The sequence below is a fragment of the Corallococcus sp. AB018 genome (assembly GCF_003986945.1).
GTDB classification, from domain to species: domain Bacteria; phylum Myxococcota; class Myxococcia; order Myxococcales; family Myxococcaceae; genus Corallococcus; species Corallococcus exiguus.
Window position 1 is genome coordinate 1 of sequence record NZ_RAWR01000224.1, and the last position, 17,402, is coordinate 17,402.

Annotated in this window: 21 protein-coding genes; 10 read left to right on the forward strand and 11 right to left on the reverse strand. The window is 69.5% G+C overall.

The annotated features are described in order from the left end of the window. The 4 genes from D7Y11_RS34795 to D7Y11_RS34810 form a co-directional block, all read left to right on the forward strand. A partial coding sequence (locus D7Y11_RS34795; protein WP_199753869.1) for a glycoside hydrolase family 19 protein occupies window positions 1-539 on the forward strand: 539 nt, incomplete at its 5' end. Between the two features lie 268 nt (window positions 540-807). After that, the gene (locus tag D7Y11_RS34800; RefSeq protein WP_233607483.1) at window positions 808-1,992 is read left to right on the forward strand and encodes an AAA family ATPase; all 1,185 of its coding nucleotides are present in this window, start codon (window positions 808-810) and stop codon (window positions 1,990-1,992) included. Next, window positions 1,989-2,555, forward strand: coding sequence for a hypothetical protein (locus D7Y11_RS34805; protein ID WP_126935832.1), 567 nt, complete (start codon window positions 1,989-1,991; stop codon window positions 2,553-2,555). Before D7Y11_RS34800 ends, D7Y11_RS34805 begins: the two co-directional genes overlap by 4 nt. 360 nt (window positions 2,556-2,915) lie before the next feature. Beyond that, window positions 2,916-4,163, forward strand: a complete 1,248-nt coding sequence (locus tag D7Y11_RS34810; RefSeq protein ID WP_126935833.1) for a hypothetical protein — start codon at window positions 2,916-2,918, stop codon at window positions 4,161-4,163. Window positions 4,164-4,182: 19 nt separating this feature from the next. Here D7Y11_RS34810 and D7Y11_RS34815 read toward each other — a convergent pair whose 3' ends face one another. Together D7Y11_RS34815 and D7Y11_RS45265 are read right to left on the reverse strand one after the other, a co-directional pair. Beyond that, entirely contained in the window at window positions 4,183-4,956 is a 774-nt protein-coding gene (locus tag D7Y11_RS34815; protein ID WP_121754205.1) for a hypothetical protein, read from the reverse strand. Between the two features lie 112 nt (window positions 4,957-5,068). Beyond that, entirely contained in the window at window positions 5,069-6,088 is a 1,020-nt protein-coding gene (locus D7Y11_RS45265) for a GNAT family N-acetyltransferase (protein WP_126935834.1), read from the reverse strand. A 164-nt stretch (window positions 6,089-6,252) separates the two neighbouring features. Between D7Y11_RS45265 and D7Y11_RS34825 the strand changes: the two genes are divergently transcribed. The 4 genes from D7Y11_RS34825 to D7Y11_RS34840 all read left to right on the forward strand — a co-directional run bounded on the left by D7Y11_RS34825 (window position 6,253) and on the right by D7Y11_RS34840 (window position 9,122). Then, window positions 6,253-6,678, forward strand: a complete 426-nt coding sequence (locus D7Y11_RS34825; RefSeq protein WP_120577714.1) for a nuclear transport factor 2 family protein — start codon at window positions 6,253-6,255, stop codon at window positions 6,676-6,678. Between the two features lie 185 nt (window positions 6,679-6,863). Beyond that, window positions 6,864-7,664: a hypothetical protein gene (locus tag D7Y11_RS34830; RefSeq protein WP_126935835.1), complete on the forward strand. Its 801-nt coding sequence runs from the start codon at window positions 6,864-6,866 to the stop codon at window positions 7,662-7,664. 79 nt (window positions 7,665-7,743) lie between these two features. Beyond that, entirely contained in the window at window positions 7,744-8,316 is a 573-nt protein-coding gene (locus D7Y11_RS34835; RefSeq protein ID WP_120577712.1) for a YceI family protein, read from the forward strand. After that, a complete protein-coding gene (locus D7Y11_RS34840; protein WP_126935836.1) occupies window positions 8,313-9,122 on the forward strand; it encodes a Rieske (2Fe-2S) protein in 810 nt (269 codons plus the stop codon). The genes D7Y11_RS34835 and D7Y11_RS34840 overlap by 4 nt, the downstream gene beginning before the upstream one ends. A 55-nt stretch (window positions 9,123-9,177) precedes the next feature. Here the strand turns inward: D7Y11_RS34840 and D7Y11_RS34845 are convergent, their stop codons facing one another. The 3 genes from D7Y11_RS34845 to D7Y11_RS34855 all read right to left on the reverse strand — a co-directional run bounded on the left by D7Y11_RS34845 (window position 9,178) and on the right by D7Y11_RS34855 (window position 12,433). Further along, complete coding sequence (locus tag D7Y11_RS34845) at window positions 9,178-10,248, reverse strand: CBS domain-containing protein (RefSeq protein ID WP_172812819.1); 1,071 nt, start codon at window positions 10,246-10,248, stop codon at window positions 9,178-9,180. A 125-nt stretch (window positions 10,249-10,373) separates the two neighbouring features. Continuing rightward, entirely contained in the window at window positions 10,374-11,483 is a 1,110-nt protein-coding gene (locus tag D7Y11_RS34850) for an ArsA-related P-loop ATPase (protein WP_120577710.1), read from the reverse strand. Beyond that, the gene (locus tag D7Y11_RS34855; RefSeq protein ID WP_306770480.1) at window positions 11,480-12,433 is read right to left on the reverse strand and encodes an ArsA-related P-loop ATPase; all 954 of its coding nucleotides are present in this window, start codon (window positions 12,431-12,433) and stop codon (window positions 11,480-11,482) included. Before D7Y11_RS34855 ends, D7Y11_RS34850 begins: the two co-directional genes overlap by 4 nt. Before the next feature lie 376 nt (window positions 12,434-12,809). On the opposite strand from D7Y11_RS34855, the gene D7Y11_RS34860 reads away from it, so the two are divergent. Next, the gene (locus tag D7Y11_RS34860) at window positions 12,810-13,232 is read left to right on the forward strand and encodes an STAS/SEC14 domain-containing protein (RefSeq protein ID WP_126935837.1); all 423 of its coding nucleotides are present in this window, start codon (window positions 12,810-12,812) and stop codon (window positions 13,230-13,232) included. Between the two features lie 16 nt (window positions 13,233-13,248). Here D7Y11_RS34860 and D7Y11_RS34865 read toward each other — a convergent pair whose 3' ends face one another. Next, the gene (locus D7Y11_RS34865; protein ID WP_120577708.1) at window positions 13,249-13,932 is read right to left on the reverse strand and encodes a hypothetical protein; all 684 of its coding nucleotides are present in this window, start codon (window positions 13,930-13,932) and stop codon (window positions 13,249-13,251) included. Between the two features lie 159 nt (window positions 13,933-14,091). Here D7Y11_RS34865 and D7Y11_RS34870 point away from each other — a divergent pair, with 159 nt between their 5' ends. Further along, window positions 14,092-14,514 (forward strand): STAS/SEC14 domain-containing protein, encoded by a 423-nt coding sequence (locus D7Y11_RS34870; RefSeq protein ID WP_120564542.1) that lies wholly within the window; start codon window positions 14,092-14,094, stop codon window positions 14,512-14,514. A gap of 86 nt (window positions 14,515-14,600) precedes the next feature. On the opposite strand, the gene D7Y11_RS34875 is transcribed toward D7Y11_RS34870, so the two are convergent. The 5 genes from D7Y11_RS34875 to D7Y11_RS44595 form a co-directional block, all read right to left on the reverse strand. Continuing rightward, complete coding sequence (locus D7Y11_RS34875; protein WP_120577734.1) at window positions 14,601-15,020, reverse strand: hypothetical protein; 420 nt, start codon at window positions 15,018-15,020, stop codon at window positions 14,601-14,603. 195 nt (window positions 15,021-15,215) lie between these two features. Further along, window positions 15,216-15,686, reverse strand: coding sequence for an NUDIX hydrolase (locus tag D7Y11_RS34880; RefSeq protein ID WP_120577707.1), 471 nt, complete (start codon window positions 15,684-15,686; stop codon window positions 15,216-15,218). Then, the gene (locus D7Y11_RS44590) at window positions 15,683-16,036 is read right to left on the reverse strand and encodes a DUF2380 domain-containing protein (RefSeq protein WP_233607481.1); all 354 of its coding nucleotides are present in this window, start codon (window positions 16,034-16,036) and stop codon (window positions 15,683-15,685) included. Before D7Y11_RS44590 ends, D7Y11_RS34880 begins: the two co-directional genes overlap by 4 nt. Continuing rightward, on the reverse strand, window positions 16,027-17,199 hold the full coding sequence (locus tag D7Y11_RS34885) for a DUF2380 domain-containing protein (RefSeq protein WP_233607482.1): 1,173 nt from the start codon (window positions 17,197-17,199) through the stop codon (window positions 16,027-16,029). Before D7Y11_RS34885 ends, D7Y11_RS44590 begins: the two co-directional genes overlap by 10 nt. After that, window positions 17,189-17,402 (reverse strand): hypothetical protein (locus D7Y11_RS44595; protein ID WP_148139254.1); only part of this gene is annotated, 214 nt, incomplete at its 5' end. The genes D7Y11_RS34885 and D7Y11_RS44595, both read right to left, overlap by 11 nt.

Genomic DNA, 17,402 nt, shown 5'->3' on the forward strand with positions numbered 1-17,402 from the left:
CGTCGAGTGGGAAGGGCGGGGTGACGGTGGCGCAGCTGCGGCGGATCATGCCGAACCTGTCGCAGGCGAAGGCGGAGCAGTACCTGCCGCACCTGAACAAGGCGATGGCGGAGGCGAACATCAACACGCCTCGGCGCAAGGAGATGTTCCTGGCGCAGCTGGCGCATGAGAGCGGCGAGCTGCGCTACATGGAGGAGATCGCCTCTGGCGCCGCGTACGAGGGCCGCAAGGACCTGGGCAACACGCAGCCTGGGGATGGCAAGCGCTACAAGGGCCGGGGCCCCATCCAGCTGACGGGCCGCGCGAACTACCGTGCGGCGGGCAAGGCGTTGGGCATCGACCTGGAAGGGCACCCGGAGCGCGCGAAGGATCCGGACGTCGCGTTCCGCATCGCGGGTTGGTACTGGCAGTCGCGCAACCTGAACAGCTACGCGGACGCGGGCAACTTCCGCGAGGTCACCCGCCGCATCAACGGCGGCTACAACGGCCTCGCGAGCCGCGAGATGTACTACCGCCGTGCGCAGGACGTGCTGGGCTGAAACCTGTCCGACTGGAGGGTTGCGCAGAACAGATAAAGAGTAGCGGCCGACCTTGGAAGCGCTCGGTACCTGTGGAGAGAGGAGCCGCGTTAAACCCTCCTGCCGACCAGCCTGAAGGCGCTCTGGAACCGCTATTCTGCGCAACCCTCCTGTCGGACAGGTTCTGGGACTCCGGGCCTTCGGGACCGGGGTCCTTTGTCGTTTCTGGAGGACGCTCGGTGGGGGATGGGCGTTCGCGCGCTGGGGCCTGTGAAGTAGGGTGACGGCGATGCTGGAATCCATCCACCTCAAGAACTTCAAGAGCTTCGCGGACGCGGAGGTGAAGCTCGCTCCGGTGACGGTGCTCGTGGGGGCGAATGCCTCTGGAAAGAGCAACCTGCTGGATGCGCTGAAGCTGGTTCAGCGACTGGAACTGGGATGGACGCTGTCGGAAGTCCTCCAGGGACGTCGGGAGGCGGGGCGTGAAGTGGCTCCGGCGCTGCGCGGTGGAAGCCTGGGCCTTGCGCGCTCGGCGGACACGCCTGTGGAACTGACGCTTCGCTGGAGTTCGGGGAGCGATGATTCACTGACCCACAGCATGGGTATCGGAGTTCGGGGCGAACCCTCGTTTCGTTGGGAGCGGCTGGAACTGCAAGTCGCTTCGCAGCAGTACTCTGTCGAGTCAGTGCCCGTTAAGGGGCTGCCCCCCATGATGTCCCAAGTAAATGGGGCACTGCGTACGATCCATATTGAGGCCAATCAGAGCGTTTATCGCGAAGCTCGGATCCGCCTTGGCATGACATTCGCTCGCTCCTTGCTGGAAATGCCGACGCTGAATAGCGCTCTCTTCCTAGAAGTGATTCCAGCGCGAATGCGCGGCTACTCGCCGCAGCAGGACATCGAATTGGGGGCCGAAGGGGAGAACATCTCGTCCGTACTCTGGTCCCTCAGTCAGCGCCATCCGGACACCCAGCAGGAATGGGTCGATTGGCTGTCCGAATTGTGCGGCCCGGAAATCGTCGGGCTCGACTTCAGCAAGACAGATCTGGGTGACGTGATGTTCGCCCTCTTGGAAAAGGACGGGACCCGGACTCCCGCGCGGAGCTTGTCGGACGGGACGCTGCGCTTCCTGGGAACACTGGTTGCAATGAGGACCGTGCGGGAGGGCAGCCTCGTGATTCTGGAAGAGCCCGAGACCGGACTTCATCCTCAGCGCATCCATCTGCTCGTGGAGTTCCTGGAAGCAGTCAGCCGCGAGCGAAATCTCCAGGTCATCCTGACCACGCATTCGCCCCAAGTACTCATGGCACTCTCGCCTGACGCGTTGAAGAGCACGGTGCTATGCGCCCGTTCGCCTGGTCATTCGGGCACGGTGCTGCGGCGCCTTGGCGACCTTCCTCACTTCGAGGAAGTGTCGAAGCACTCCAACATCGAGCACCTGTTCACCACGGGCTGGCTGGAGCGCGCATTGTGAAGGTTCTCGTCATTCCCGAGGACCCCACGCGCGACCAGTACATCCTCAAGCCCATCGTCGAGAAGCTCTTCGAGGACCTGGGGCGGAAGGCTCGTGTCGAGGTCCTGAAGGATCCTCATCTCCGAGGTACCTCCGAAGCGCTCGATAAGAAGACGATCGAGAGCATCGTCGCGGAGAACCCGATGGAGAACCTGTTCCTTCTCATGGTCGACCGGGACGGAGATCGACTGGGCAATTCGCATCAAGCAAGAGGCCGCGAAGCGGATCATCCACACCGGCTCATCGCCTGCCTCGCACGCGAAGAGGTCGAAGTGTGGATGCTCGCGTTGCATCGCGATGAACTTGGCGCTGCCTGGGCGGAAGTGCGTGCTCACACGGACCCCAAGGAGCAGTACGCGGACCCCTTCCTTCGCCAAAAGGGATGGCTGATGCAGGTGGGCAGCGGACGTAAACGCGCGATGCAGGGACTGGGAAGCCAGTGGCAGGCCCTGCTTACGGTCTGCCCGGAGCTGAAGGACCTTCGCGACCGGTTGCGAGCCTGGCTGGACCGCACTCCCGTCTGAATGCGTCCGCGCAAAGGGATTCCTGGTCCGAAAGGCGGATCCTTCCTCGCGCGAAGTCCCTGATTCCGGGCACCTGACCGTGGCGCACTGGCTGCACAGGGCTCGGGCTCCTCCTTCCTCGGAGCGAGCCTGATGTCCCGAATCGATGCGCCCGGTAGCAGTCCCCTGTCCCCCGAACCCACGCTTCCTGAACCCGATGCACCCGCGCCCGAACTCCGCGTGGGCACGACCGCATCCCGCAGGACCTCTGTCAGTGAGAGCAGTGCGTCCTCGACCTCACGCAACGAGCTGCGGCCCTATGACGGCCCCTCTGTTGCGCCTTCCTCACCCCGTCCCTCCAACCTGACAGATGGCCCCGCCGTGTCCGCGCGGGAACTCGCGGCCATGGGCGGCAGGCTGCGTTCCCCCTCGGCTCCCGTCCCCAAGGACGTCTATGCCTCGGTCAGCTCGCACCTGACGCGCAGCCTGTCGAACCCCTTCCTCACCGACAGCGATGTGAAGGCCACGCATGATGCGCTCGGCTCCGTGCCTCGCGATGCGTACCGCGCCACGTTGGACCGCATGGACCGTGACGGGCTGCTCTCCACCTACGTGTCCCGGATGGATGCTCCGTCGCGCCAGGCCTTCCTCGAACAGGCTGCATCCAACGGCGTCCTCTCGCGGCGCCCGGGCGGGGTGGAAGGACCGCTCGGCATGCCTGGACGACCGGAGACCTTCGTCAATGATCCGAAGCTCCCTGCTGCCCTTCGCGACGCCGTGAACGCTCACGCCACCGACTCCGGCCGCGCCGCTGTCGTCGCCTACGACGCCTACCTGCAACGCTACGGCGACGCCGTGGCCCAGGCCGGCAGCCTCCAGGCCCTTCGCGTGCTCGGACCTCCTCAGTCGCTGGACCTGCGTGAGACGTCGCTCGGCCTCTCCTGGTCCGACCCCCAGCGCGAACGCTACGAGTCCGAATGGAAGGCCGGCCTGGGACGCCCCCGACACTCGCTCGTCCAGGCCTACGAGACCGTCACCGCCCGCGCACAGGTCCTCTCCGGAGAACGTCCCGCCGGTGCCTTCGTCTCCGCCGAGGCGAGCGCGTCCCACGAGATGATCCAATTCAAACGCACAGCCCATGCCTCCGCGCGCGGCACCACCGACGTCCAGACGCAGGCGGGCATCGCCTCGAAGGCCGGTCCCCTGGGCCTGGAGGTGATGATGGACGCTCACGGCAAGACGGAGGCCCAGCTCCAGGTGGATCTGGGCATCGCCAGCGTGAGCCGCGACTCGGAGGGCAAGGTGGAGCTGTCCCTGGGCGCGGGCCCTCATGCTCGCGCCCACGCGGCTCTCAACCCTCGCACCGCGGAGTTCGGCGGCGGCGTCTCCTTCGAAGTCTCCGACAAGTCCGGCCAGAGCCGCGCTGGCCTCAAGCTGGGCTACGGCCTGCGCGGCCTCACCCCCGAGCGTGCCTCCCAGGCTGTCCGCAATGATGTCCCCGGCCTCTTCAGTCGCCCCCAGGACCTGGACCCCGGCGTCTCCTGGGAGGCCCTGCCCTCGGAGCGCCGGGCCCTCTATGAACGGCAGGGCTGGACGCGCGAGGAGTGGGGCCAGGACTCGCGGCGCTGATCCACCTCGGGCGGTGCGCTCACGGAGAAGGCGCGCGCTTCGTCGGCGCCTCCTCCTCGGCTTCCGGGCGCAGGGAGATGGCGGTCCACAGCGCGAGGTGCCACGGGACGAAGATCAGGGCCACGCCATACGTGAACACGGCCAACGGGAGGGCGACCAGGATCCACAACACCGCTGCCGCCCACAGCACCACCGAGGCGATGGACTGCATGTCCCTCGACCGGGAGTGGTGGCCCATCAGGGAGAGCACGGTGAAGATCCAGAGGACCGAGCCGATGCCGAACGACACCTCGGCCGCCGCCGGCATCCGGAAGTACTGGAGGAGGAACCACACCGTCACCATGGCCGCTGACTGGTACAGCGCACTCGCCACCGCCAGGGTGACGTTGCCCGCGGTCAGCCCCGCTGCCCTGCCGTCAGCGCTCTTCGCCTCCACCATCTCGGGCGGCAGCTCCATCGCGTACGGATAGCCCATGGCGATCAGGGCCTCCTTCGCCGCGTGCCGCACCTTCATCCCACCCGAACCCGCGTAGTCCCCCACCGGGTTGCTCCGGTCCAGAAGCCCCAGCAGCAGATCCGCCCGCTCCCGCGGCGGTTCGTCCGGCGCGGGCGGACGGCCCAGGCCCACGATGAGCGCGTCGATGTCCGCGCGCACCATCCCCGGCGAGCGCACCTCCTCCAGCAGAAACGTCAGCGGCGGGAACGACTCCGCCGCGATGGACTCGGGAACGTCGGCGGGCGCCTCGTCGACGGAGGAGGGCAACGGCTCGGAACGGAGGGCTTCCTGGGACATGGGTGCTCCTGGAGGACAGTCATCCTCCGGCGCAAGCCCGCGAGCAAGAGGGGCGCCCCCCACCCTCGGGTGCCACGAGGAGACAGTGTCCGTGGAGCCGCCTCCGGCCCCTTCAGCGCAGGAACTTCTCCACCACCACCACGTCGTGCCACGCGCCGTCCACCCGTGCGTGCTTCTCGTGCGTGCCCACCGTGGTGAACCTCAGGCGTTCGAACAGCTTCAGGGTGTGCGACTGGTTCGCGAGGACGCAGGTGGTGAGCTTGTGGAAGCCCGCTCCTTCCGCGGCCTTCAGCAGCGCCTTCAGCAGCAGCTCGTCCACGCCCATGCCCCGGACGTCCTTCGCCACGAAGAGGCTGAAGTCCGCGATGTCCGCGTAGCACTCGCGCGAGCTGTGGGCGCGCGTGGCGGCACACCCGACGACGCGCCCGTCCTCCTCCGCCACCAGCACCGGGTGCCGTCCGTCCGCCTCGCCTTCGGACGGCGCCTCGAAGGTCGTGGGACGCCGCGAGAGCGCCGCATCCTGGAGGTCCGCGATGGCGTCCCGGTCCTCGGGTGTGGCGGGCCGCACGGTGGGCGGGGGCGGGCTCCCGCGCGGTGGCACCGGGGCCTCCAGCGGCGGCGGCGCCAGCATGACCATCAGGATGGCGCACCCCAGCGCCAGGTGCCACGGCATCAGGAGCGCCGTGACGAACTCCCCCTGGAACAGGGCCACCACGGCCAGCAACGCCCAGACCACCGCCTGGAGCAGGAACCACGCCGACGCGTCGGCCTGCCGCTTCAGGTTGCCCCTCGTGAGGCCCCACAGCGACACCAGCGAGGGGAACAACACCAGGAAGGCCACGGTGCCGTAGCCCTTGGAGAACAGCGCCCCGAAGTCCCACGGCGTCACGTTCGCGAGCGGCATCGCCCGGCGCAGCTGGTACAGCGCGCACAGCGCCACGAAGGCGGCGCTGCGCCAGCTGGGCGGTGAAGGCTCCACGGCCGCGGGAGCCGGGGCGTCGGACGCTGCCTCGCCCTCAGCCGTCGCTGTCACGGGAGGAACCAGGCCCAGCAGGGCCGCCTCGGCCTCCTGCCAGGACTGTTTCCTGGGGGCGTCGGCCGACGGCTTGGGGCGGTGGGCTTCCTGGGACATGACAGCGTCCGTCTTCCATCACCGGGCCACCCGGGAGCAAGGGGGTGGGGCCTCCGTCTGGAGGACGAGGGAGCGGCCGCCGACGGCAGGTCACCTCTCCCTCGCGTGCGCACCCTTCCCGGGCACACCCCTGATTTCTCTTTCGCGACGAGCGAGGACACCCGATGCCGATGGAACGAGCGCAGCGGTTCGTGGACGCACTGTTGAAACTGGAGGAGCACGGCGACATCGAGCCGATGGTCGCCCTCTTCGCCGACGATGCGCAGGTGAGCAACGTCGCTTCACCTCACGTCTTCTCCGGCATCGACGGCGCCCGCCGCTTCTGGACCGAGTACAAGGCCACCCTCGGTCAGGTGAAGTCCACCTTCCGCAACATGATCGAATCCGGCGACCGCGTGGCCCTCGAATGGGAGACGCAGGGCACGGCGCGCAAAGGGGCCGCCGTCGCCTACGAGGGCGTCTCCATCCTCGAGTGGGACGGCGACCGGGTCCGCCGCTTCTTCGCCTACTTCGACCCGCACGCCCTGGGCCAGGAGCTCGCGCACGGCACCGCGCCCCGCTCGGAGGTGCCCTCGACGACACCGGCCTGACACAGACGCATCTTCCGGCGGTCCCTGGGGTTTCTTATGGCTCCGGCCATCCAGGACATGCCGGCATCGCAAGGTTCACCCGGACCCTGTGTGCACTTCCGTGCACCCGAACTGCGAGCCGGGGTAGCCTGGGAAGACATGGCCCCCCCTCTTTTCGACGGGCCGCGTCGTCCCCCGGGAACCCCATGATGACCCGCGTCATTTCCCCCCTCCTGGCCGTCATGCTCCTGGCGGCCTCCCCCGCCGGTGCGGCCCTCGCGCCGGACGCCCCCGTGATGGTCGCCGCGGCGAAGCGCAAACCCACGAAGCGCCAGCCCACGCCGGTGCCGCCGCCCCCGCAGGAGACCGCGCCCGCGACCCCCGCGGCGCCGATGACGCCGGACGTCGCGCCGCCCGTGTCCGCCACGCCGGAGTCCGGTTCGACGGGCTCCGCCGCGCCGCAGGACTCCAGCGCCACGCCGTCGTCCGAGCCCAGCCTGGACTTCGACCTGCTCACGCCGGAAGCGGAGGCGTCCGCGGGCCTGCTGGACCCGAACCTGCAAAAGGACCTGGAGACGCGCCGCACCATGCTCAAGCTGCACCAGGGCCTGGGCCTGGCCATGGCGGGCGGCCTCACCGCGGCCACCGTGCTGGGGCAGATCCAGTTCAGCCGTTCATTCACCGACGGCGGCGGGGATAATCGCTCGCTGCTCGCCTGGCACCGGGGCGTCGTCATCGGCACGTCGCTGCTGTTCGCCACCGTGGGCACGCTGGGCATCCTGGCGCCGGATCCGGTGGAGCGTCCGTTCCAATGGGACACGGTGACGTTCCACAAGATCTTCATGAGCCTGGCCACCGCCGGGATGATTGCCCAGGCGGTGCTCGGCATCCTGGCCACCCACAGCTACGGCGAGATCACGGAGCCGAAGTACGCCACCGCGCACCAGGTGGTGGGCTATGCCACGTTGGGCTGCGTCGCCGCGGGCATCGTCACGCTCACTTTCTGACCCGAACCCCCCTGTCGTGAATGTCTCCTCGCGCCGGCCGTTGTGCGGAGACAAGACGTAGCCCCCTCTGGAGGACGCCGTGATTGCTCGACGACTCGTTCTTTCCGCTGCCCTGCTGCTCGCGCTCCCCGCCGCCGCGCAGAACGCGAAGATGTACTCGGTGAAGAAGGACGCCAGCTCCCTCACCTACAAGCTCATCCACAAGATGCACACCGTGTCCGGCAAGGCCGCCCCCAGCGAGGGCAAGGCCGTGCTGAAGCCGGACGGCACCATCCAGGTGGCCGTGCGCGCGCAGGTGAAGGACTTCGACTCGCAGAACTCCAACCGCGACACGCACATGTTGGAGGTGACCGAGGCCGCCAAGTACCCGCTGGTGGAGGTGAAGGCCGTGGGCACCGGCGTGAAGCCGCCCGCCACCTTCCCGGGCTCCGTGCCGGTCACCCTCAAGGGCAAGCTGACCTTCCACGGCGTGACGAAGGACGTCGAAATCCCCATGACGGTGAAGTTCGACTCCGCCACGCAGGTGACGGCGGATGGCTCCTTCAAGATCAGCCTGGAGGGCTACAACATCGAACGGCCCACGCTGCTGCTGGTGAAGGTGGAAGACGAGCTGGTGCTGGAGCCGCACCTCGTCTTCACGGAGGGCACGTGAGCTCGTCGCGTCGAGACTTCTTCAAGAAGCTGCTGGGAACGGGCGTGGTCGTGGCGGGCCTGCCGCCCGCGTGCGCGCCGAACATCGACCCCTCTCCGGTGCTGGACGTGACCACGCCCGGCGCGGACGGCATCGTGTCGCTGGTGGTGCAGCGCTACCCGGACCTGTCCCGCGCGGGCGGCTCGGTGACGCTGCGCTTCCCGAAGGAATCCGGGCAGGAGAACCTGCTGGTGGTGCACCCGTCCGCGGACACCTACGCGGTGCTGTCCGCCACGTGCACCCACGTGGGCTGCCCCATGGGCTTCGACGGGACGGAGGCCGTGTGCCCCTGCCACCTGTCGAAGTTCAACGTGACGGATGGCAAGGTGACGCAGGAGCCCGCCACGGTGCCGCTCAAGACGTACGTGGCCACGTACAACGCGGGCACGCAGGTGCTGAGCATCAACCTCAAGGCCGGCAGCGACAACTTCCCGTCGGTGGTCGACGGGAAGGTGACGCTCACCTTCGCCGAGTTCCCCGACCTCCAGAGCACGGGCGGCATGGTGAGCGGCAACCCCACCGGCTACGGCAAGACCCTCTTCGTCTTCAAGCTGGCGGACGGCTCCTACTCCGCGGTGGATTCCGTCTGCACGCACCAGGGCTGTGAAGTGGGCTTCGATGCGGGCCTCGACGAGCTGCTCTGCCCGTGCCACGCGTCCACGTTCAGCAAGACGGGCGTGGTCGACCCCGGGGGCGCGGCGACGGTGAACCTGAAGACGTTCACCACGACTGCGGACGCGTCCGGCGTGGTCGTCTCCATCGCCTGATTCACGGGTGCCAGGACGGGAGGCCCTCGAGCCTCCCGTCTCCTCGGGCCTGCTCTCAGCGCAGCCGGCTCCAGAACGAGCGCCGGGACGAGATGCGCTCCAGCGCCTCCTGCAGCTCCTCGTCCTGATCCGCGCGGCTGGCGATGTCCCCCAGCGCGATGATGCCCACGAGCCGATCGTCGGGCTCCACCACGGGGATGCGGCGCACCTGGCGGCGGCCCATCAGCTCGATGACGCCGTGCAGGTCCTCCTCCGGCAGCACCGCCTCCAGGTCCTCCGTCATCACGTCCGCGGCGCGCAGGCCGTCCACTGCGCGTTGACCGGCGAAGGCGCGCAGCGCCAGGTCGCGGTCCGTGACCAGTCCCAGCAGCCGTCCCTCCGCGTCCACGATGGGCACCACGCCGCAGTCCTCGTCCCGCATCAACTGCGCCACCTCACGCAGGGAGCTGTCGCGGCGGGCCGTGCGCACCTGGCGGGTCATGATGTCGCGCGCGGAGAGCGGCTCGCGCTTCCAGCGGCGGAGCGAAGGCGCGGACGCGGTGGACGGGGCGCGGGATGCGCGGAGCCTCGGGTCCAGGGGGAAGGTCTCCTCCCGACGGGGGGCCTGCCGTTCGCGCAGGCCCGGATCCTCGCGCCACGCCGATGCCTCGCGGCGCGGACGGTCGCGCAACAGGGGCTCCTCGCCGCCGTAGCCGCTGCGGTCCCACTCGCGGTAGTCGGCGCGCTGGGGCTGCATCTCCTGGACGGTGTCGTCGCCCTGGGTGCGCCGGGGGCCCGCGCCGTTGGCGTAGCGCACGTCCCGGTCGTCTCGGCCGTAGGGGCCGGTGGTGCCGCCGTCGCGCTCGCCCTCTCGGTCCGCGCGCCAGGTGCCCGTGTCGTCCACGTCCGTGCGCACGCGGCCCAGGCGCCACGCGGCGGCGCGGTGGAAGCGCCCCTGGCGGTCGGCGGGCGGCTCGTCGCGCGCGGGACTCCAACCGCTCACGTCGGACTCCGCGCGCTCGCGCGAGCCCGGCGGCGCCACGTCCGGTGAGCGGTGCGTGGCCATGGCGTCGGTGGGAGGCGTGGAGATGTCCGCGCGCCCCAGGTCATGCCTGCCGTTTCCGTTGCTGTAGTCCTTGGTGCCCATGTGCGTCGCAAGCCTCCTCGACTTGCGAACATGGGAAGCGCGCCCGGACGCGCAAAGCTCCAGCCGGACAGGTGCGGCGCCGCTCGCCCGTCCGCCCTGGCACGGGAGGCATCCCAAGCGGGACGTCAGACGACGGTGAGCGCGTCTCCCAGGTGCACCAGCCCCCGGAAGTCCTCCAGGTCCGCGCCCGCGTCCGGCGCGGCGATGGCCAGCGCGCCCCGGGGCAGCCCTTCGGCCAGCCTCGCCAGCAGCGAGCGGTGCGCCGTCGCGCGCGCGTCCTCCTCGCCCGCCAGGTGCTCCAGCGCGCTGACGGCGTCCGTGTCCGCGGCGTTGTTCGCGTGCGGCTTCAGCGCGGCGGCCGGAGCCAGGCCGTCATCCCGCGCCCAGCTGCGGTTGAGCACGTAGCCCGCGAAGGGCAGCCCCTTGGCCTGGAGCGCCTCCTGGAAGAAGGTGGCCTCGCGCAGCGCGGCGGCCTCCGGCGACGTGACGAGCAGGAACGCCGCGTCCTTCGACGACAGGTGCTCCCGCAGCCGGTCCGCGTGCAGGCGGATGCCGGCGAACAGGCCTCCGAAGGCGGAGACGAAGGAGCGCATCTCCTGCGCGAAGCCGCCGCCGAAGACGCCGTCCAGCACCTTGCCCACCAGCGCCTGCGCGCCCTGCCACAGCCGGCTCGCGCGGCCCGACTCCTGGCCGAAGAGGGAGATGATCCGCTCGTCCAGGAAGCGCGACAGCCGGCCCGGGGCGTCCAGGAAGTCCAGCGCGTGGCGGCTGGGCGGGGTGTCCAGGACGATGAGGTCGTAGTGGCCTTCCGCGATGAAGCCGTCCAGCGCCTCCGCGGCGGCGTACTCCTGCACGCCCGCGACCAGCTCCGACAGGAAGCGGTACAGGCGGTGCTCCAGGATGGTGCGCGCGGCGCTCTCCGTGGCGGACATCCGGCGCACCATGCGCTCGAAGACGATGCGCGGCTCCAGCATCCACACGTCCAGCCGGCCCTCGCCTCGCGGGCCGTCCGCGTACAGGCGCTCTGGCGGCACGGTGGTGGGCTCCGCGCCGTTCTCCTTCAGCCCCATGGCCTCCGCCAGCCGCCGCGCCGGGTCGATGGTGAGCACCAGCACCTTGCGCCCCGAGCGCGCCGCGGCCACGCCCAGCGCCGCCGCCGTCGTCGTCTTGCCCACGCCACCCGCGCCGCACAGCACGAGGATCCGCTTGTCGCGCAGCATGCCGTCCAGGTTCATGGCGTGGCCTCCCGGCCGCCGTGGGACGCGGCTCCTTCGAGTGTGGACTCCAGGAGCTCCGCCAGCCGCTCCACCAGCGCCACGCCCGTCAGCGCCAGCTCCGGCAGCCCCCAGTGGGGCACGCTCACGCCCGCCGCCAGCCGCTGCCGGGCCAGCCGCGCGCGCTCCAGCCGCTCCAGCGCCCGCTGCCCCCGGTGCGGCCCGTGCGTCTCCAGCAGCCGCTCCAGCGCCGCGCGAGACTCCGGCGTGAAGGGGTCCTCCGGCATGCGGTTGAGCACCGCGGCGGACAGGGGCAGGCCCACTTCCTTGAGCTCGCCCACCAGCGCCAGCGTCTCGCTCACGGGCAGGGGCTCCGGCAGCGTGGTGAGCACCACGCCCGTGCGCGCGGGGTCCTGGAGCAGGTCCAGCCCTTCACGCACCGCGCGCCCCACGGGACCGCCCGGCATCAGCGACAGGATGCTCCGGGGCAGCGTGGCCAACGCCAGCGCGTGGCCCGTGGCGGGCAGGTCCACCACCGTGAGCGGGTGCACCCTGCGGCCGTCCGGGTGCGTGAGGCGCAGGAGCGCCAGGAGCTGGAACATCAGCCCCATCTCCTTGAGCGCGGGGCCCGCCTCCAGGAAGCGCCGCAGCGCCCTCGAGCGCAGCGCGGCCTCCGCCAGCCACTTCACGGGCAGCGTCTCTTCCAGGAAGAGCCGGTGGCCCTCCTGCGCGGACAGGCGCACGAAGGACAGGTTCGGCCCCACCGGCACCACGCGTGGTCCGGCCTCCTTCGCGCCCACCAGCCCCGAGAGCGTGGACGGGCCGCCCTCGTCCGGGGACAGCTCCGCCAGCAGCACCGGCCGGCCCGCGCGCGCCGCCGCCACCGCCAGCGTCGCGGAGAGCGTCGTCTTGCCCACGCCGCCCTTGCCCGACACGAGCACGGCGCGTCTGCTCCACAAGGACTCCAGCACCACGCCCCCATCCTCCGCGCCAGCGGCGCGACCCTTCACGGTGAGCAAGGAAGCGCGTCCCGACAACCGGCCGGGGATGCGCCCAGGGGCGACCGTCCGTCAGGCCGCCCGCTCCACGAGCATAGCGGCTTTCCGCCCACGCCCCGTCGCGCGCCTTCACCGCGCTGACCCGTCCGTGACACAGCCAGGGCCGTGCCTCGCTCGGGACGCCTTGACACGATGTACGGGGATTGACCCGGCCCGGGAGGACACGTGGCGTGCGCGTGCGCGTGACCCTGAGGGTTGGACGGGCGGATTCCCTCGGAAAGAAGGGGGCACGGACTGGTGACGGGCCCCGGGTTTTGGGTACCCTGAGGCCCTCTGCGTGGGAGAGGGCATGGCGGTGATGCGGGAGTGGGTCTTCGGGACACAGCGTGTCTCGCTGGAGGACTCCGACATCCTCTGGACGAAGGTCCGGGGATCGTTTTCAGAGACGGATGTGCGGGAGCTGGTGGACGTGTTCCACGAGCTGGGGGCGGGCCCGGACAAGCCCCTGTACCTCGTCGTGGACCTGAGCAGCTCCGAGGGGCTGTCGGTCGCGCCGCGCAAGTACCTGGCCGAACACGTGCGCCCCGCGTGGTTCCGCGCGGTCGTCTTCTTCGGCGCCAAGCGCACGCACCGCGAGGTGCTGCGCGCGCTCGTGGTGGCGCTCAACTTCATCGGTGGCGCGAAGCTGGAGGCGGAGTTCGTGGACTCGGAGGCCCAGGCCCGCGCGTTTCTGGAAGCCCACCGGCGCCGTCAGGAAGCGGCGCCTCGCTGACGGCGTGTGGGGCCCGTCAGTGGACGGCCCAGCGCTCGGCGATCTCCTCGCACGCGAGCACCACGTCGCCCAGCCGGCGGATGTGCGCGCGCGGCGCGACGAACAGCGAGCCCGCGAACACGTCCACCACGGTCATCAGACGGTGGTCCGCCGGGCCCAGCCGGCACAGGTGCTGCTCAGAGAAGCGCTGCAGCAGCGTGCCAATGTACTGGCCGCTCCGCTCGTCCAGCGGCTGCGTCTTGGAGAAGTAGAGCTTCATCAACCCCACGCGCGGGTTGCCGTGCTTGTCCAACCGCTGCACCACCACCTCCGGGCGCACGCTGATGGTGACGCCGGCCATCTCCAGCACGGGCGGCTCCGCGCCCACCGCGCTGATGATGGCGTCGTCCAAATCCAACCACGGCACCAGGTCCGCGAAGCGCTCCAGCGCTTCCGAACACAGTTGCATGCGCTGCGCCTCGAACTCCGTCTGCGGCACCGCGCAGGCGAACCGGCGCTGGGACTCCCGCAGCACGTTCATGTCCAGGCCCCGGCAGAGGAAGTCCGTGATGGCATGGGACGCCTCCGGATAGCGCAGGTACTGGGCATCCGGCGGGTGCTTCTGGTCGTGGATGATGCGCTTGCGGCGGGCGGGCGTGGCGACCAGGTACTCGCCCAACTTGTTCACCGAGACGCGCGGCAGTTCACGGGTTTCCGTCATGGTGTTTCCCCCTCAGGAATGCTGTCGGAATGGGTACACAGTACAGAGGGGGTCTGACATCCAATGGACAGCCAGACCTTGTACGGAAGGGCAGGGGCGCTTCCCTGGACAGGAGGGGTCGGGCGTAGGGTTCTTTCCTGTAGCCGGGGGGAGGACCGCATGGAGCAACAGATTCGCGAGTGGACGTGTGGCGCGCACCGGATTCGGATGACGGCGCCAGACGTGTTGCACACGAAGTACACGGGCGTCGTGGGGTTGCAGGACGCGAAGTGGGCGCTGCGCGTCTACGAGGAGATGGCGGCGCAGGGGCCGTTCTACCTGGTGGCGGAGGTGCCGGGTTCGGAGCTGCCCGCCGAGTCGCGCAAGTACCTGGCCAACAACGTGCGCGCGGAGTGGATGCGCTCGGTGGTGTACGTGGGGTCCGACCTGTCACAGCGCGTGGTGGGCAAGGCCATGTCCGTGGCCATGCTACTCACGGGCCATGCGGCCAGCTTCGACACGGTCTTCGTGGACACGATGGCGCAGGCCGACGCGTGGGTGGACGCGCACCGGTTGGATCACGCCCCGCGCCGCGTGGGCTGAAAGCCGCGGGCATCCGGACGTGACAAAGGGCCAGGACGGGGCGGAAAAGCCCGGTTCCTGGCCCTCGGTGTTTCATGATGCGGGTTTCAGCGCTCGCGGTCCGGGATGCGGTCCGGGTGGCCGTAGCGGTACACGTCGGACACCGGGTTGGTGCCCGCGTCGCTGCGAGGTCCGTCGCCGTCCGGCATGTCGTCGAGCGAGGCCCCCGGGGCGCGCTCGCGAGGGTCATACGGACGCAGGCCGCTGGCGTCGTGGAGGCGCAGGTCGCGGTCGTCGGCGTCGTCCCCGGCGCGGAGGTGGATGCCCTTCTCGTCGGCCTCGGTCAGCTCGCTGCGGGGCTCGCGCTCGTCGTCTGCTTCGTCGGAGCGCTGGGGTTTCGGATCCTCATGGGGCGCGGAGCCCTGGCCTTCGCGCGGGGGCTCGCCGTCTTGCCGCGGAGTTGTCGGACGCCCGTAGAAATCCTCGGCGGGCTGCGGGGGTGCGGGACGCTTGTCGTTGCTGGCCATGAAGGATTCCCTCCGTCGGAGGAGGTTCGTCATCGCCCCCTGTGTCCGGCAACCCGCTCCGGAATCGCCCGCACGGGCCTGGAGGGCGGGCAGCCAGGCGTCAGGGCCCTCCCGAGCACGCGGGCTCCTTGTCCTGATCGAAATCGCGTTCCGAGTCGGTGGCCCATGACAGGCTTGAAGGGACGCCGCTTCCGGTCAGGCTTCGTCGTCCGGCAAGAGCGTCCGGAGAAGCTCGTCGTCGGGACCGAGCGGACGCCATCCAGCGGGGGGAGGGTTGGCGAGCAACGCATCTCCGACCCGCTTCGCACGCCCCTTATGCGTCTCGGGGGTATAGGCGATCCAGCGACCAAGCGCCTTGGCGACGGCGAATCGGTTCTCGTCGTCAAGCACACTCGGCCATCCGTCGGGAAGGCTTTGAGTCAGCATGCGCGCGAGAACATCACGCACAAAGCGCGTCACCTGCTTGTGCTGCTCCGCCTCGTAGAGCAAAGCACTCAAGAGCTGTACCCCTGCAACGTCATCCGGTCCCAGCTCTTCGGCCAGAGCCACTAACGATACGGTAGGACGAGCATTTGCAAAGGCGGTGAGTGACTCGTACCCACGCTTGCGTACCCGTTCGTACAGGCGTGCCGTGATGTTGCCCCGCCAGGCTTCTCCGCCGCTCATCGACTTCTCCCGGTGACGAAGTTCATCGGGACTCTGTACTCCTTCATGTTCTCCGCAACGATGTTCAGGACCTGGCTCCTCGTCAACCTCCGGGCAGCCAGGTTCTCCGCTTCGCGTAGAGCCTCCATGATCAGCCGATTCCACTCACCGGGCCATGTGCGCCCCAGTTTCCAGTTCCCCCCACCGTGAATGGCCTCGTGGTGGGCCTGCTCCAACCGGACGCAGAACGGGTCGATGTCCATGTCGCCCTTGAAGCCGCGTTGCTCGAACCACTCGCGGTGCTCTTGCGGGAGCACATGGTGCTTCGGGGCGTCCGACATGCCCGCCCCCGCCCTGCCCGTCACGCGCATGCCGCGCACCTCCGGACTGTCCCCCAGCGCGTCGCGCACGCCCTTGGGGAGGTCCCGGTGCGCCTGGGCCATCGTGACCTGTCCGCCGTGAATGAGGACGGCCGCGCCGACGGCAGGCACGGAGATGACGCCCGCACGAGCCTTCGCATCATCTCCACCCATTCGGCGGAGACCACCAGTCGCGAGCCCACCATGACGCCGCCTGAACTCATTGCCAGTCCCACGCCGAGCACCGCAGGGGCCGAGGGCGGCACGCGTGGCAGGGCCATCTTCATCGTGGAGATCATCGTGACCATCTCCACCGCCTGCATCGCCGCGATGACCTGCCCGCCAAGCTTCATGGTCTCGCGGGTCTCCCGCTGGAGCGTGTCGAATTCACGCGTCAGCTTCCCCATCAACTCGGGCATCGCGGTGGTCGCTGCCTCCACCCGCTCCGGGTCCAGTGAGGCAAGGTCCGTCAGCGTGGGCTCCATCAGCCCCTGCACGCGATGGAGGTCCACGAAGAGTTTCTCGGCGCTGCACATGGGGCAGTGACGGAGCACAGCGTCCGCGAAGTGCAGGAAATCCACCCAGGTGGCCAGCAGGAGCGTCCCGAACTGAGCGGCCTGGAGCTTCGGCCCTGTCATACGTAGCAGGCCCAGCTCCATGTCCGTGTCGCCAACTTCCGAGGCCGCTTCCGTCAACGCGGTGGCGCTCCCAAGCGCGCCATGAAGCCACGTCACCTGCTTGGAGCCCTGGTCGAGGTAGCGCGTGAAGACGCCGGTCAGGCTCCAGCCCCAGAGGTCCGGAGGACGGGCCGCAAGCTGGGTGAACGCGGCCTCGACGCTGCGCAAGGAGCCCTTCACGTCTTTCGTCGCGTCGAGGACCGCCTGCCGCGTCAATGCATTGCTCCGGCCCCCGCCCCCGACAGCGCTGTCTCCCACGGCGGTTACGTCGTCACGCGGCTGCTGGCGGCGCAGGAGCCGTTGCTCGGGCCCAGCAAGAGCGCGCGGGAGGAAGTTCCGGGCGCGCGGAGACTCATCGCCCGGAGTTTCCACCCAGGCGGGCGAGGAGGCCTCTCTCGGTGCGTAGCTCAAGCTTCGGCCACTCCCAGGCGCTTGCGGCACGGAGGCGCATCCCGTGGCCAGCAGCACCAGGGCCAGCAGCAGGGTGTCAGCGCGCATTGTCCACCCCCAGGCCCACCGAGGCGAACGCCCCCGGCCGCAGCGTCCCCTCCCGCGTGGGGAACAGGAGTGTGCCTGAGCCTGGCCCGGTTCCGTGGACACCCGAGATGTGATGGAAGGAGCACGGGATGTCCGCGACTGACGAAAAGCAGAGGAAGCCCCGCAGGCCGCGCCGGGAGTTCACGGCGGAGTACAAGGCCGGG

What these genes read in the sequence shown, in the direction of transcription:
- D7Y11_RS44590 (WP_233607481.1), bottom strand. Translation starts at nt 16,036, where the DNA reads ATGCGCGTGACGGGCAGGGCGGGGGCGGGCATGTCGGACGCCCCGAAG.
- D7Y11_RS34800 (WP_233607483.1), top strand. Translation starts at nt 808, where the DNA reads ATGCTGGAATCCATCCACCTCAAGAACTTCAAGAGCTTCGCGGACGCG.
- D7Y11_RS34860 (WP_126935837.1), top strand. Translation starts at nt 12,810, where the DNA reads ATGGCGGTGATGCGGGAGTGGGTCTTCGGGACACAGCGTGTCTCGCTG.
- D7Y11_RS34865 (WP_120577708.1), bottom strand. Translation starts at nt 13,932, where the DNA reads ATGACGGAAACCCGTGAACTGCCGCGCGTCTCGGTGAACAAGTTGGGC.
- D7Y11_RS45265 (WP_126935834.1), bottom strand. Translation starts at nt 6,088, where the DNA reads ATGTCCCAGGAAGCCCACCGCCCCAAGCCGTCGGCCGACGCCCCCAGG.
- D7Y11_RS34845 (WP_172812819.1), bottom strand. Translation starts at nt 10,248, where the DNA reads ATGGGCACCAAGGACTACAGCAACGGAAACGGCAGGCATGACCTGGGG.
- D7Y11_RS34875 (WP_120577734.1), bottom strand. Translation starts at nt 15,020, where the DNA reads ATGGCCAGCAACGACAAGCGTCCCGCACCCCCGCAGCCCGCCGAGGAT.
- D7Y11_RS34830 (WP_126935835.1), top strand. Translation starts at nt 6,864, where the DNA reads ATGATGACCCGCGTCATTTCCCCCCTCCTGGCCGTCATGCTCCTGGCG.
- D7Y11_RS34850 (WP_120577710.1), bottom strand. Translation starts at nt 11,483, where the DNA reads ATGAACCTGGACGGCATGCTGCGCGACAAGCGGATCCTCGTGCTGTGC.
- D7Y11_RS34885 (WP_233607482.1), bottom strand. Translation starts at nt 17,199, where the DNA reads ATGCGCGCTGACACCCTGCTGCTGGCCCTGGTGCTGCTGGCCACGGGA.
- D7Y11_RS34880 (WP_120577707.1), bottom strand. Translation starts at nt 15,686, where the DNA reads ATGAGCGGCGGAGAAGCCTGGCGGGGCAACATCACGGCACGCCTGTAC.
- D7Y11_RS34870 (WP_120564542.1), top strand. Translation starts at nt 14,092, where the DNA reads ATGGAGCAACAGATTCGCGAGTGGACGTGTGGCGCGCACCGGATTCGG.
- D7Y11_RS34815 (WP_121754205.1), bottom strand. Translation starts at nt 4,956, where the DNA reads ATGTCCCAGGAAGCCCTCCGTTCCGAGCCGTTGCCCTCCTCCGTCGAC.
- D7Y11_RS34825 (WP_120577714.1), top strand. Translation starts at nt 6,253, where the DNA reads ATGCCGATGGAACGAGCGCAGCGGTTCGTGGACGCACTGTTGAAACTG.